The organism is Nakamurella flava, from assembly GCF_005298075.1.
Taxonomy (GTDB): Bacteria; Actinomycetota; Actinomycetes; order Mycobacteriales; family Nakamurellaceae; genus Nakamurella; species Nakamurella flava.
In genome coordinates this window covers 1,334,104-1,348,337 of sequence record NZ_SZZH01000001.1, presented here as the reverse complement: position 1 = coordinate 1,348,337, position 14,234 = coordinate 1,334,104, and the positions used below count along the sequence as shown (strand labels likewise).

12 protein-coding genes are annotated in these 14,234 nt (G+C 72.9%); 8 read left to right on the top strand and 4 right to left on the bottom strand.

The annotated features are described in order from the left end of the window. Positions 1–106: 106 nt before the first annotated feature. The gene (gene lpdA / locus FDO65_RS06050; RefSeq protein ID WP_137448491.1) at positions 107–1,483 is read right to left on the bottom strand and encodes a dihydrolipoyl dehydrogenase; all 1,377 of its coding nucleotides are present in this window, start codon (positions 1,481–1,483) and stop codon (positions 107–109) included. A 542-nt stretch (positions 1,484–2,025) separates the two neighbouring features. On the opposite strand from lpdA, the gene FDO65_RS06045 reads away from it, so the two are divergent. After that, complete coding sequence (locus FDO65_RS06045; RefSeq protein ID WP_137448490.1) at positions 2,026–2,382, top strand: oxidoreductase; 357 nt, start codon at positions 2,026–2,028, stop codon at positions 2,380–2,382. Positions 2,383–2,404: 22 nt separating this feature from the next. Here the strand turns inward: FDO65_RS06045 and FDO65_RS06040 are convergent, their stop codons facing one another. Next, positions 2,405–3,949, bottom strand: a complete 1,545-nt coding sequence (locus tag FDO65_RS06040) for a leucyl aminopeptidase (RefSeq protein WP_240757452.1) — start codon at positions 3,947–3,949, stop codon at positions 2,405–2,407. 141 nt (positions 3,950–4,090) lie between these two features. On the opposite strand from FDO65_RS06040, the gene gcvT reads away from it, so the two are divergent. Next, entirely contained in the window at positions 4,091–5,200 is a 1,110-nt protein-coding gene (gene gcvT / locus FDO65_RS06035; protein WP_137448489.1) for a glycine cleavage system aminomethyltransferase GcvT, read from the top strand. 58 nt (positions 5,201–5,258) lie between these two features. Here the strand turns inward: gcvT and FDO65_RS06030 are convergent, their stop codons facing one another. Then, on the bottom strand, positions 5,259–5,993 hold the full coding sequence (locus FDO65_RS06030; RefSeq protein ID WP_137448488.1) for a hypothetical protein: 735 nt from the start codon (positions 5,991–5,993) through the stop codon (positions 5,259–5,261). Positions 5,994–6,204: 211 nt separating this feature from the next. On the opposite strand from FDO65_RS06030, the gene FDO65_RS06025 reads away from it, so the two are divergent. Genes FDO65_RS06025 through FDO65_RS06015 form a run of 3 tightly spaced genes read left to right on the top strand, consistent with a single transcriptional unit; the run spans position 6,205 to position 9,671 of the window. Next, positions 6,205–6,951, top strand: coding sequence for a response regulator transcription factor (locus FDO65_RS06025; protein ID WP_205849807.1), 747 nt, complete (start codon positions 6,205–6,207; stop codon positions 6,949–6,951). After that, on the top strand, positions 6,948–8,564 hold the full coding sequence (locus tag FDO65_RS06020; protein ID WP_137448487.1) for a HAMP domain-containing sensor histidine kinase: 1,617 nt from the start codon (positions 6,948–6,950) through the stop codon (positions 8,562–8,564). The genes FDO65_RS06025 and FDO65_RS06020 overlap by 4 nt, the downstream gene beginning before the upstream one ends. A 9-nt stretch (positions 8,565–8,573) precedes the next feature. Then, entirely contained in the window at positions 8,574–9,671 is a 1,098-nt protein-coding gene (locus tag FDO65_RS06015; protein WP_137448486.1) for a branched-chain amino acid aminotransferase, read from the top strand. A gap of 146 nt (positions 9,672–9,817) precedes the next feature. Here FDO65_RS06015 and rpmB read toward each other — a convergent pair whose 3' ends face one another. Then, positions 9,818–10,009, bottom strand: coding sequence for a 50S ribosomal protein L28 (gene rpmB, locus FDO65_RS06010; protein ID WP_137448485.1), 192 nt, complete (start codon positions 10,007–10,009; stop codon positions 9,818–9,820). Positions 10,010–10,319: 310 nt separating this feature from the next. Between rpmB and FDO65_RS06005 the strand changes: the two genes are divergently transcribed. From FDO65_RS06005 to FDO65_RS05995, 3 genes are all read left to right on the top strand, one after another. Next, on the top strand, positions 10,320–11,252 hold the full coding sequence (locus FDO65_RS06005; protein WP_137448484.1) for a hypothetical protein: 933 nt from the start codon (positions 10,320–10,322) through the stop codon (positions 11,250–11,252). An 86-nt stretch (positions 11,253–11,338) separates the two neighbouring features. After that, the gene (locus tag FDO65_RS06000) at positions 11,339–13,678 is read left to right on the top strand and encodes an ATP-dependent DNA helicase RecG (RefSeq protein WP_137448483.1); all 2,340 of its coding nucleotides are present in this window, start codon (positions 11,339–11,341) and stop codon (positions 13,676–13,678) included. Positions 13,679–13,886: 208 nt separating this feature from the next. Next, the gene (locus FDO65_RS05995; RefSeq protein ID WP_137448482.1) at positions 13,887–14,201 is read left to right on the top strand and encodes a hypothetical protein; all 315 of its coding nucleotides are present in this window, start codon (positions 13,887–13,889) and stop codon (positions 14,199–14,201) included. Positions 14,202–14,234: the final 33 nt, after the last annotated feature.

Genomic DNA, 14,234 nt, shown 5'->3' with positions numbered 1-14,234 from the left:
CAGCTACTGATGGACGGGCGCGACCGGTGGGACGCCGGGTGGGCGTCCCCGAGGGGCTTCGGACGTGGGGTGGGACGGCGAAGGGGTCGGGACGGAGCGCTGGTGGTCAGTCGTGCACGTGCAGCGGCTTGCCGGCGAGCGCGAGCATCGCCTCGCCGACGGCTTCCTGCTGGCTCGGGTGGGCGTGGATGAACGGTGCGACGTCCTCCGGGTAGGCCTCCCAGCCGACGATCAGCTGCGCCTCGGCCAGCAGTTCACCGATCCGGGCGCCGACCATGTGCACGCCGATGATCGGGCCCTCCTTGACCCGGATGACCTTGACGCCACCGGCGGTCTTGAGGATCTGCGACTTGCCGTTACCGCCCAGGTCGTAGACGTACGACTCGATCGCGTCGCCGCCGAACTTCTCCTTGGCCTTGGCCTCGCTGTAGCCGACCGAGGCGACGTTCGGGTCGCAGTAGGTGATCTTCGGGATGTCGACGTCGGCGATGACCTTGGGGTTCAGGCCCGCGATCTCCTCGGCGACGAAGATGCCCTGCTGGAAGCCACGGTGGGCCAGCTGCAGGCCGGGGACGATGTCGCCGACGGCGTACACGTTCGGCAGGTTGGTGTGCAGCCGCTCGTCGGTGATGACGAAGCCGCGATCCATGGTGATGCCGGCTTCTTCGTACCCGCAGCCCGCGGTCGCGGGACCGCGGCCGACGGCGACCAGCAGCAGGTCGGCGGACAGGGTGGTCCCGTCCTCCAGGGACACGGTGACGCCAGAGTCGTCCTGCTTGACGCCCTGGAACCGGACGCCGGTCTTGAAGTTGATCTTGCGCTTGCGGAACGCGCGCTCCAGCAGCTTGGAAGCCCACGGGTCTTCGAGCGGAACCAGGGTCGGCAGCGCCTCGATGATGGTGACCTCGGTACCGAACGAGGCCCAGGTGGAGGCGAACTCGACGCCGATGACACCGCCGCCCAGCACGATCGCCTTCTCCGGGATCCACTCCAGGCTCAGCGCCTGGGTGGACGTGATCACGCGACCCTCGATCTCCAGGCCGGGCAGGCTGCGGGAGTACGAGCCGGTGGCCAGGATGACGTCCTTGCCGACGTAGGTGTCGCCGCCGACGACGACCTTGTTCGGTCCGACGAACTTGCCCTCGCCCTCGACCAGCTGGATCTTGCGCGACTTCACCAGACCCTGCAGGCCCTTGTAGAGCCGGTTGATGATGCCGTCCTTGTACTTCAGCAGCGCGGGGACGTCAACCCCGTCGAAGCTGGTCTTCACGCCGATCGAGGCGCCCTCGCGGGCCTCGTCGGCGACCTCGGCGGCGTGCAGGAGGGTCTTGGCCGGGACGCAGCCCCAGTGCAGGCAGGTCCCGCCGACCTTCTCCTTCTCGATCAGGACGACCGACGAGCCGAGTTCCGCGGCTCGCAGGGCGGCGGCGTATCCGCCGGAACCGCCCCCGAGGACCACCAGGTCGACGTTGGTCTCACTCATGAATGCAGGACTCCTCGTGTCGTCGGACGAACGCGCGGGCGGATCCGCGGGCCAGCGCCGTCCGAACCGGCAGTGCCCCGTCATCACGGGGCCATTCGCCCCGTCGACCGTCTCGCGGGTCCCATCTTGGCATCCCCGTTCGGCGTGCGCCGTTCGGGCCGTCCGCACTCTTTCGGTGCCGGTCCCTCCCGGGGCCGCCGGTCGGTGACGGTGGTCACCGTCGACCCCTCCGCGAGGGTCGTCTGGCCGGGGTCGGGACGCATCGGGGCCGCCGGACGGTCCACTTGAACGATTCGGAATTGGCCGGGGGGTGGCCGCCCGGGGCTCGAACCCAGGAACCCAGCCCGTCTCCGGGACGTTGATCACACCGAACGGCCACGCCGTCCGGCACCGGACCCGGCCGTGTGGCGGCCAGGCTTTCGGGGCCGAACGGCCTGTCGGCCGCCGGACCGGCGGGTCGTCGCCGGCCGGCGGGTGATGATCGGCGGGTGCAACGCAGGTCCGACGGGCTCGGCGGACCGGACGACAGGGAGGGCGGTCTGATGGGTCTGCGGTCTTGGTTCGGGCGGGGACGACGATCGGACGGTGCGTCGCGCCCCGGCCGGGCCGAACGCAAGGCGGTGGTGACCGATCTCGCCGAGTGGGCTGAACGCCGTCGCGGCGTCGAGGTGTTCGTCGAGCCGAAGACCGCCGTCACCGAGAGCAGCGTGGTGCTGGTCGCCGCGGACGGCGAATTCACGCGCCGACGGGTGCCGTCGCCGGAGGCTGCCCGCGCCTTCGCCCACGACCATCAACTGCCGATCTACGACGCGACCATCGTCGGTTATCCGCAGCGCATGCGGGACTACTCCCGCCGCCAGAACATCCTCGAGCGACGGGCGAGGGAGCAGCGCGGCTGATCCCCCGCCCGCGAGCCGTTCGTCAGACCTCGGTCCGCTCGCCGACGCCATGGACGGCGATGTCCTGCAGGACCGCGAGCAGGGTGCGCACCGGCACCCCGGTCCCGCCGGTGCCGATGTACCCGTAGGGCTTCCCGTCGTGGAAGGCCGGCCCGGCCACGTCGAGGTGGGCCCAGGGCACACCGTCCGGGACGAAGCGCGACAGGTAGTGGCCGGCGACGAGCATCCCGCCGCTCGGTTCCCCGGAGATGTTCTGCAGATCGGCGAGCGCGGAGTCGAGGCCCTCACCGAGGTGTTCGGGCAGGGGCATGGCCCAGGCGCCCTCCCCGACGGAACGGGCCAACTCGGCGACCCGATCGCGTAGCGCCGGGTCACCCATGACGCCCATCGTGCGTTTGCCCAGCGCCACGATCTGGGCGCCGGTCAGCGTCGAGGTCTCCAGGATCGCGTCCGGCCCGTCCTGACCGGCCCGGACCAGGGCGTCGGCCAGCACCAGCCGGCCCTCGGCGTCGGTGTTCAGGACGTGCACGGTCTTGCCAGGGCCGTCACCCCCGTAGTGACGCAGCACGTCGCCGGGGCGGTAGGCGGTGGCGGACGGCAGGTTCTCGGCGAGTGCGGCGTAGGCGATGACCCGGACCGGCAGCTCCAGGCGGGCGGCAGCCAGCACGGTGGCGACCACGGCCGCCGCCCCGGACATGTCCGAGGTCATCTGGTCCATCTTTGCGGCGGGCTTGATCGACAGGCCGCCGGAGTCGAACGTGATGCCCTTGCCGACCAGGGCGACGGTGGCCACCGGATCCGCCGGGGACCAGGCGAGACGGACCAGCCGGGGCGGCCGGGACGAGCCGGAACCCACCCCGAGGATGCCGCCGTACCCGCCGGCGGCGAGCGCCTTCTCGTCCAGCACCTCGACGTCGAGGCCGAGCTCCTGGGCCGCGACCTCGGCTCGCGCGGCGAACTCGGCCGGGAAGAGGTCGTTCGGTGCGGTGTTGACCAGGGATCGGGCCAGGGCGGCGGCCTGCACGCCCACCGCGGCCGAGCGCACCTGATCGGCCGCGTCGCTCGCGGCGACCCCGGCCAGCACGATCCGGCCGACCGGAGCCTCGCCCGGCTTCTTGTAGGTGTCGAAGACGTAGCCACCCAGCAGGTGTCCCTCGACCGCGGCGGTCAGGTCGACGGCGCCCAGGGTCGACACGATCACCGTCCGTCCGGCCAGTGCGCGGGTGGCCGCGCCGGCCGCGGTACGGACCCGGTCACGTTCGGTGTCCGACAGGCCCGTTCCGACCGGCCGCGGGCCCAGCCCGACGGTGACCAGCCGATCGGCCGACAGTTCGATCCCGGCGGCCGCGGCCGGAAGGACGGTGACGGACCCGGCCTTGCCGGATGCGCCGGCCAGTCGGACGGCGGAGACGACCGACTCGAAGGACGGGTCGGCGGCGACCGGCCCGTCCGCACCGGTCCACAGCCCGACGACCACGGCGTCCGCGGCCACCGTCACCGCGGCCTCGGCGGTGACCGTCACCTCGGGCAGGGGTGGGGCGGTGGGCAGCAGGTCCGGCTGGGACACGGTGGGACTCCTTGATCCGTTCGGTGATGCGCGGTGGCCGGGGGCTCACCCCCGTCGCACCCGACCGTAAACGAGGGGTACGACAGCGTGGGGGCGGTGTCCGCGATCGGTGGAACGGCGGCATTGGCTACCGTGCCAACCATGGCCACCGACGAGCTGCTCACCTCCCCGCTGGACGACCGCCACCGCGCACTCGGCGCCACCATGGGTGCCTTCGGGGGGTGGTCGATGCCGCTGTCCTACGCCGGGGGCGGGGTGGTGGCCGAGCACACCGCGGTCCGCACGGCGGTCGGCCTCTTCGACGTCTCCCACCTGGGCAAGGCCTCGGTGGTCGGGCCCGGGGCGGCGGACTTCGTCAACTCCTGCCTGTCCAACGACCTGACGCGCATCGGACCCGGCCGGGCCCAGTACACGTTGTGTTGCCTTCCGTCCGGCGGGGTGCTGGACGATCTGATCGCCTACCTCGTCTCACCGGATGAGGTGTTCCTGGTGCCGAACGCGGCGAACACGGCGCAGGTGGTGCAGGCACTGGCCGCCGCCGCACCGCCCGAGATCACCGTCACCGACCGCCACCGTGACTTCGGGGTGCTGGCCGTCCAGGGTCCGCGGTCGGCCGACGTGCTCGCCGAGCTGGGGCTGCCCCACGACCTGCCGTACATGGCCTGGGCCGACGGCGAGTTCGCCGGACGACCGGTCCGGGTCTGCCGCACCGGCTACTCCGGCGAGCACGGTTACGAATTGCTCCCGGAATGGGACGCGACCCCCGCGCTGTGGGACCGCCTGGTCCTGGAGGTCACCGCCGCCGGCGGACGACCCGCCGCCCTCGGAGCCCGCGACACCCTGCGGACCGAGATGGGCTACCCCCTGCACGGCCAGGACCTCGGTCCGGACATCAGCCCGGTACAGGCCCGGTCCGGTTGGGCCGTCGGCTGGTCCAAGCCGGCGTTCTTCGGGCGTGAGGCTCTGCTCGCGGAGAAGCAGGCGGGGCCGGCCCGTCAGCTGTGGGGCCTACGGGCCCTCGACCGGGGAGTGCCCCGCGCCCACCAGACGGTCGTGGCCGCCGACGGCAGCCCGGTCGGGGAGACGACGTCGGGCACCTTCTCACCCACCCTCGGGGTGGGGATCGCCCTCGCGCTGCTCGACACCGCGTCCGGGGTGGGTCCGGGCGACGAACTGGCCGTGGACGTCCGCGGTCGCAAGCTGCGGGTCGAGGTGACCAAGCCGCCGTTCGTCGAGTCGCACGTGCGGTGAGTCGCCCGGGGTGCCGGTCGGCCGGACCGGCACCCCGAGCGGGTTCCTCGCGCCAGCGTCAGCTGGTCGGCGCCGCGCTGGTGCTCGGAGCCGCCGGCGAGCCGGAGCCGCCCGTTCCGGACGGGGGGGTCACCCCACCCGACGGCGGCGCGGGGGCGTCCGACGGCGGAGCGGGGGCGTCCGACGGCGGAGTCGGCGCGCTTACGCCACCGGGGCCGCCGGCCGCGGGACCCGCCGGAGCCGATCCGGGCTCGGGCGGCGTCGGGGCCGCCCGCACGACGGTCGCCAGCAGCGACGTCTTGTCGCTGTCGACCGAGCCCTCCGCGTCGATCCGCGTGCCCACCCCGACGGGGTTCGAGACACCGTCGAACGTGGTGCTGGAGTTCGTGTGGATGGTCCGCAGGAAGCCCTCGTGGTCGGTGATCTCGATGGTGGATCCGTCGGAGGACACCACCTCCCCGCCGAGGTGGGGAGTGTGCGCGGCGTCGGGATCCGGCGGGGTCGGCCGGGACCCGTCCTGACCGGGAGCGGGCGGAGCCAGCGGACCGGCGACGGAGCTGCTACCGGCATCGGCGGGCGCGGCCGGCGCCGACGCCGTCGGGCTCGCGCCGGAGGTCACCGGCTCGTCGGCCTGGGCCATGGCGTGGCCCCCGACGACGGCGCCGCCGGCCAGCAGCAGGGCCAGCGCGCCGGTGGTCCAGCGGCGACGGCGACCACCGGTGGGCTCGGTCGTGGAACGGGTGGAAGCGGGAAGCCCGTCCGGGTTGGTGGGGGTCAGGGGTCGGTACGACACGGAAGGAACCTCCGGTGCGTGGCGCCGCGACCGACCCGGTGGGCCGTGCGGCGGTCGGACGATCCGACGTCTCCGATGCTGCGTTCCCGTCCTGAAGCGGACCTGAAGACACCGGGGGATCGGTCGGGTCTTCAGGCGATCTTCAGACGCGGCCGCCGTCCGGCCGGTCGGGTCCGGCGGATAGTGGAGCGGTGACGGTCGGCGGAATGCGATGAACGATCAGGTGAGCGGGGCGCCGGGTGCCCCCTGCGTGTTGGTCGCCGAGGACGACGACACCGTGCGCGAGGCCGTACGGGAGTGCCTCGCGGACGCCGGATACCGGGTGCTGACCGCGGCCGACGGAACCGAAGCCATCGAGCTCGCGGAGCGCGAACACCCCGATGTGGCCGTGCTGGACGTCATGCTGCCCCGCCGCGACGGGCTGTCCGTCGCGCGCTCGATCCGGGCCGGCTCCGATGTCCCGGTGCTCTTCCTGACCGCGCGGGACGCCGTCGACGATCGGTTGGCCGGCTTCGCCGCCGGTGCGGACGACTACCTGACCAAGCCTTTCGCGTTGGCCGAGCTGCTGGCCCGGATCGCCGTGGTGCTCCGGCGGTCCGGTCGGGTGGGGGTGGGGCGGGTGGTCGTCGGGGACCTGGTCATCGACGAGGACGCGGGTGCGGCGACCCGGGCCGGCCGCGACCTGCAGCTGACGGCGACCGAGTTGCGCCTGCTCGGCTACCTGGCCCGGCACCGCGACCGGGTGCTCTCGAAGACCCAGATCCTGACGCAGGTCTGGGGGTACGACGCTTACGACCCCAACCTGGTCGAGGCCTTCGTCTCCACCCTGCGCCGCAAACTCGAACTGCACGGGCCGCGGCTGGTGCAGACCGTGCGGGGGATCGGCTACCGGCTCTCGCTCCCGGCCCTGCCCGCGGAGAGTGTGCCGGCCGGCGCCGACCCGATGGTGGGGCGGTGACCGCGGCAACCCCGGCGGACCCGCGGCCGGGGGCGGATCGACCGGGGCCCGCGGACGACGGCGTCGGCGACGGCATCCGGACCGCGTCGCTACGACGTCGCGTCCTGGTGCCCACCCTGGCGGTGGTCGCCGTCGTCATCACGGTGTTCGCCGTGGTGGTGACCTCGCTGCTGGGGTCGCAACTGCGGGGCGATCTGCAGGAGCGACTCCGGGACCGGGCCGGGTACGCGGCCGTGCTGCAGGAACGGGGGGTCACCGGCCAGGACCTGGCCGACGAGCTGTCCGGTGGCGGAGTGTTCGTCGCGTTCGCCAGCGACGGCACCGACTACGTCGGCCGGGGCGGCCCGGCAGGTCCGGCCGATCCACCGCGACCGGGGTCGGACGGTGGCCCGGGAGGCCCGCCGCAATTGCCACAGCCGGCCGTCGAACCCTCGGTGACGATCGCCGAGGGCGACGGTCTGATGACGGCGACGGTGACGTTGCCGGGGGGCACTGCGACCCTCACCGCCACCGAGGACTCGGTCGACAGCACCCTGGCCAGCCTGCGGACCATCCAGATCGTCGTCGGTCTGGTCGCCCTGCTGCTGACGGCGCTGGCGCTGCGGCAGGTGGTGTCGGCATCCCTGCGTCCGCTGGAACGGATGACGGCGGTGGCCCGGCGGATCCAGGCCGGCGCGCGCAACCGGCGGCTGCGACCCACGCATCCGCACACCGAACTGGGCCGGACGGCGGCGGCGTTCGACGACATGCTCGACGAACTCGAGTCGGCGGAGACCGCGGCGCAGACGGCGGAGGCGGCCATGCGCCGGTTCCTGGCCGACGCCTCGCACGACCTGCGCACGCCCCTGGCCGGGGTGGTGGCGGCGGCCGACGCACTGCTGCGCGCCGACCCGACGACGATGTCGCGCGCCGATCAGGAGGCGCGGCTGGTGGCGATCGTGCGGCAGGGCCGTCAGGCCGCTCGCCTGGTCGATGATCTGCTGACGATGGCCCGGTTGGACGCCGAGTCCGGCGCGACGTCCCCGGTGCCGGATCGGACGCCCGGGCGGAGCGCGGACGTGGCCGTGGTCGCCCGGGCGATGATCGACGACATCGCCCTGCGCCGGCCGGAGGTGCGGTGGGGGGCGACCGGACCGCAGACCGCCACGGTGGCCGTGGAGCCCGACGAACTGCGGCGCATCCTGGGCAACCTGCTGGAGAACGCCGCGGCGGTGAGCCCGCCCTCCGGGGTCGTCCAGGTGAGCTGGTCGGTCCGCCCGGACCTGCTGGCGCTCCGGGTCGTCGACGACGGCCCCGGCGTGGCTCCGGCGGACCGTCAGCGGATCTTCGACCGGTTCCTGCGCCTGTCGGCCGCGCGGTCCGGACCGGGCAGTGGCCTCGGACTGCCGATCGCCCGCGGGTTGGCCCGGCGAGCCGGTGGGGACCTGGTGTGTCGGGGTCGCGACGATGACCGTCCGGGCGCCTGTTTCGAGCTCGTGCTGCCGCTCGCCGGCCGGTACGTGGCGGAGGCGACCGAGGTGGCCGGTCCGCGCCCGCAGGCCACGGCGGTCCTCCGGAGCGCGCCGACCATTCCCACCGCAGGGCAGTTAGTAGGACGTCCTAGCGATGGCTAGGATCGTGCCATGACGCCCGCACCATTCCGCCGCGAATTGCACAGCAGTCCCGTCACCGACGAGCAGCGGGCCCGCATCCATGCGGACCCCGGTTTCGGGCGTCACTTCACCGACCACATGGTGATCGTGGACTACACCGCCGGGCAGGGCTGGCACGACCACCGCGTCGTGCCCTACGCGCCGTTCGTCATCGACCCGGCGTCGATGGTCCTGCACTACGGGCAGGAGATCTTCGAGGGACTCAAGGCCTATGAACAGCCGGACGGTTCGGTGGCCAGCTTCCGTCCCGAGGCCAACGCGGCCCGGTTGAACCGCTCCGCCGACCGGCTGGGCATGCCCCGTTTGCCGGAGGAGATCTTCCTGGGGTCGCTGCAGGAGCTCGTCGAGGTCGATCGCCGTTGGGTGCCGTCAGGTGGTGAGTCCTCCCTCTACTTGCGGCCCTTCATGTTCGCGTCCGAGGTCGGGCTGGGGGTCCGGCCGGCCAACCGGTACGTGTACAGCGTCATCGCCTCCCCGGCGGGCCCGTACTTCCCGGGTGGGGTCAAGCCGGTCACCGTCTGGTGGTCCACCGAGTACGTCCGGGCGGCCCCGGGTGGCACCGGCGCGGCCAAGACCGGTGGCAACTACGCGGCCTCGCTGGCCGCCCAGGCCCAGGCCGCCGAGCAGGGGTGCGACCAGGTCGTCTGGCTCGACGCCATCGAACGGCGGTGGGTCGAGGAGATGGGCGGCATGAACCTGTTCTTCGTCTTCGGCGAGGACGCCGGCGCCGAGGTCGTGACCCCGGAACTGACGGGCTCGCTGCTCCCGGGCATCACCCGCGATTCACTGCTGACGCTGTCCGAGGAACTGGGCTACTCGGTGAGCGAACGGCGCATCTCGACCGATGAGTGGGCCAAGCGGGTCGAAAGCGGTGAGCTGACCGAGGTCTTCGCCTGCGGGACCGCGGCCGTCATCACGCCGGTCGGTGCGGTCAAGCACGCCGACGGCGGCTTCGAGATCTCCGGGGGAGTCACCGGCCCGGTGACCAGCCGGCTACGGGCCGAGCTGACCGCTCTGCAGTACGGCCATCGGGAGGATCCGCACGGCTGGATGACCCGGCTGGTCTGAGTTCGGCTGGTCTGAGTCGGGCGTAGCGGCCGCGGTGTCCCCGGACACCGCGGCTGCAGCGGCCAGACCTGCCGACCGGCGGGAACGACGAAGCGGCGGGGACCCCGAGGGGTTCCCGCCGCTTCGTGCAAGCACAGGGGTCGGCGTCAGCCGCGGACGACCTTGCCAGCCTTGATGCAGGAGGTGCACACGTTCAGCTTGCGCACCGTGCCGGGGGCGACCTGCGCCCGCACCGGCTGGATGTTCGGATCCCACCGTCGGTTGGTCCGCCGATGCGAGTGCGACACCGACATGCCGAACCCGGGACCCTTGCCACACACGTCACACACCGCAGCCACGCGGAACACCTCTACTCGATGATCATGCGGATCGGCCGCGACAGTGGTCAGCCAATTCCGATCGGTACGTTCAGGACTGTCTTCCGCCCAGCCGTCAGCTGTCGCTGCGGCTCGGGCAACCTCCCCAGGGTACTGACGGACGCCGTTCCCGCCAAATCACCGGGCCATCGCTCGTCGCGGATCCGACCCGGCCGTCATGTGGCCAGCGACCCGTCACCGATCCGGCCCGGCCACGACACCCGCTCATCGGACCGCCGGCTGGGGGTTCGCCCGGCTCCGAGCGGCTCTCGAGGCCGGGCACGATGGTGCCATGTCCCCTCTCACCGCGGGCCTGGTCGACCGTTGGTTCGAGCGCGTCGTCACGCCGTCCGTCGAGCCCGGCCGTCACTGGCCGCTCGCGGTGGATCTGCGGCTGACCCCGTTGGAGGCTGCCGTCGTGCGGCAGGGGCATCGGCAGTTGCGGCGGGCGCTGGACGAGCCGGACCGGCACGACGATCGCGGTGCCGACGCACCCGACTGGCGGCGGGATCCGGTGTGCCGCCCGGTGGGTGCCTTCCTCGAGGTGTTCTCCGCGGCCGTCGGAGACGCGCTGCAGACCCTGGACGCGACGGGAACGGCGGGGCCCGTCCGGGCCGACGCCCTGGCCGTGGCGGCCGGGATCAACGCCGGGGCGGCCGCGCTGGCCGGCAACCGGACCGGTCCGGTGCCCATCGCGGCCGAAGCGGCCCGCCGCGCCGGGGAGGCGGCGGCCGAGGCAGCCGTCGCGGGTGCCGACCTGGCGGCGGTGGCCACGCGCGCCGCGGCCGCCGGGTTGTCCGGCTGGGACGCCGGGCCGGCGGACCCGATCGGTGACGGTGACGTCGTGCAGGTGCGGGTCCGGGCGCTCGTCGGGCGGGTGCTCGTCGGGCTCCAGCAGGCCACCCGCCCGCCCGAGCCGCCGGCCCACCCCGCGCCGTGTGGCGCCGGCCCCGGTGACGTCCTGGGCCGGGTCTTCACCGCCGAGATCACCTGTGAAATCGCCATCGCTGCCGCGCAGGTCGCGACCGTGCGCGGCGAACTGCAGGAGCTGGCCGTGCTGGTCCGGTTCTGGCCGCGGTCGTCCGGCGGGCCGGGCGGGACGGTCGACGCGTCGTCCGACAGCTGGCAGCGGGTCCACGTGCACACCGACCGCCCGGGGGCCGTGGTCGAGGTCCTGTTCGCCAGTGGGTCGGTCTTCGATCTGCAGATCGCCGCCCTGGACTGACCCCGCCCAGGACTGAGGACGCCCCGGCTGACGGTGCGGCGGTGCCGGGCGGTCGTTGTCGGGGGCGGGCGACATGATGGGGGGCGATGAACGCGACCCTGCAGACCCCGCTGCGCGAGGCCGTCGGTGGCCGGACGGCCGCTCGGCTGACCGAGAGCCTGGGAGTGGTCACCCTCGGGCAGATGCTGGCGCACTACCCGCGCCGCTACGACCAGCGCGGCCAGTTGACCGACATCGCCGGCCTGGTGGTCGGCGAACGGGCCACCGTCCTGGCCCGGGTGGTCGACATCCAGGAGATCCAACCCCGCGGCGGCGGTGCACCCCCGAGAGGTCGTGGTCGGGGCGGGGTCTCGCACATCACCCGGATCACCGTGGCCGACGGCAAGGGTCGTCGGCTGACCTGCACGTTCTTCAACCAGCGCGGATGGAAGCACCGGCTTCCGGTGGGCACCGAAGCGATGTTCTCGGGCAAGGTCAGCGAGTTCCGCGGTGAGCGGCAGATCTCGACGCCGAGTGTCGCCGTCATCGGCCGGTCCGACGAGGCGACCCCGGACGGCGCCGATGGTCGCGGGGCGGGCTCGGATGCGGTGACCGAGGCGATCGAGGAGTTCGCCGGCGGACTGGCGCCGGTCTATCCGTTGGCCGAGGGGGTCACCCAGCAGTTGCTGCAGAAGGTCGTCAAGCTCGCGCTCGACCTGGTGCCGGACCCACCCGATCCGCTTCCCGAGCTTCTCGTGGCCGGTCGGGAGCTTGTCGATCTGGGGACGGCGCTCCGGGACATCCACCGGCCGCGGAGCAAGGACGCGCTGACGGCGGCGCAGGAACGGTTGCGGTACGACGAGGCGCTGGCCATCCAGCTGGTGCTAGCCCAGCGCCGCGCCCGGGCGCGCCACGATCCCGCCGAGCCGTGTCCGCCGATCGAGGGCGGGTTGCTCAGCGCGTTCGACGCCGCCCTGCCGTTCGCGTTGACCGACGGTCAGCAGCAGGTGGGCGAGCAGATCGCCCGGGACCTGTCGACGCTGCACCCGATGAACCGGCTCCTGCAGGGGGAGGTGGGTTCCGGGAAGACGGTGGTCGCCCTGCGCGCGATGCTGCAGGTGCTGGACGCCGGCCGGCAGGCAGTGCTGCTCGCCCCGACCGAGGTGCTGGCCGGCCAGCACGTCCGCTCGTTGCGGGCCATGCTCGGCCCGCTGGGGCGCGGCGGTGAACTCGGGGCTCCGCCGGAGGCGATCGCGGTGACACTGCTGACCGGATCGCTGTCCACCCGGGCCCGCCGCGAGGCGCTGTCGGCCCTCATGGTGGGTCAGCCCGGCATCGTCGTGGGAACGCACGCCCTGCTGTCCGAAGGCGTGGTGGTGAGCAATCTGGGTCTGGTGGTCGTCGACGAGCAGCACCGGTTCGGGGTGGAGCAACGGGACGCACTCCGCGGACGCCAGGTCGGGGCGGCCCCGCCACACGTGCTGGTGATGACGGCGACTCCGATCCCGCGCACCGTGGCGATGACGGTCTACGGCGATCTGGACACGTCGACGCTGGAGGGTCTGCCGCGGGGGCGGTCGCCGATCAAGACCACCGTGGTGCCGGCGGCGGAGAAGCCGGCGTGGCTGGAACGGGCCTGGGACCGGGTGCGGGAGGAGGTCGGCAAGGGTCACCAGATCTATGTCGTGTGCCCGAAGATCGGCGACGACGAGACCGATCCGGAGGAGGACGGGGGCGGGTCCGGTCGGTCCGCCGGCAAGGCCCGCAGGGCACGGCGCAAGGACGCCGACGACGAGTGGGGCAGCGCCCCCGACGACGACGGCGACGAACGTCGCCCCCCGCTCTCGGTCGTCCAGGTGGCCGAACACCTGGGATCTGGTCCGCTCGCGGGGCTGCGGCTGGAAATCCTCCACGGCCGGCTCCCGGCGGTGGACAAGGAGCGGACGATGCTGCGGTTCGCGGCGGGCGAGATCGACGTGCTCGTCTCCACGACGGTCATCGAGGTCGGGGTCGACGTCCCCAACGCGACGATGATGGTGATCATGGACGCCGAGCGGTTCGGCCTCTCGCAGTTGCACCAGCTGCGCGGCCGGGTTGGTCGGGGGACGGCCGAGGGGGTCTGCCTGCTGGTCTCCGAGGCGCCGCCGGGCTCGGCCGGGCGGGAGCGGCTCGACGCGATCGCGGCCACCACCGACGGCTTCCGGCTGGCCGAGATCGACCTCGAGATGCGGCGGGAGGGCAACGTCCTCGGTACGCACCAGGCCGGCGCGGCGACCTCGCTGAAGATGCTGCGATTGCTGCGCGACCGGTCCGTCATCGAGCAGGCCCGGATCGACGCGCAGGATCTGGTGGCCGACGATCCGGAGCTCACCCGCCGTCCGGCCCTGGCCGAGTGGGTGGCGACGACGATCGCCGCGGCCGATCAGGAGTACCTGGAGAAGGGCTGAGCGGTCGGTCGCGTCCGTGACACCCCGGACGGGGATGGTCGGGCTGTGAGGCAGGACACCGCGCATCCGGGCAGGAGAACGCAACGCCCCGGGCGGCATGGCGTCCTCAGAACGGTCACTGAATGCATTCAGAATCGCATTCGAACACCGTCAGGACAACGACGTGCCGGACCTGGCCATCCCTGCCCCTGACCGAGAGGTACCCATCATGATCCTGAACATCCTGCTGCTGCTGAGCATGGTCGCCCTGCTGACCGTCGTTCCCCTGCTGCCCGGTCTGATCACCGCGCGGCTGGTGCGCACCGAGCTGGTCCGCACCCCGGGGGGCGCCCCCGACCTCTTCGCGGCCCCTGCCCCGACCCCGGCGCGGGCCGGGGGCTGCGGCCGCCGGCCGTCGCCGTCTCCGAGCCGTATCAGGGACATCGTCGGTGCCGTTCCGAACGGTGGCGCGAGTGGGGCCGGGCGGGTCTCTGATCGGCCCGTTCGTACCGTGGATGACCGCACCGTCGGTGCGGCACGTTAAGTTCCCTGGCGACAAGACCTCGGCGCCCGCCGC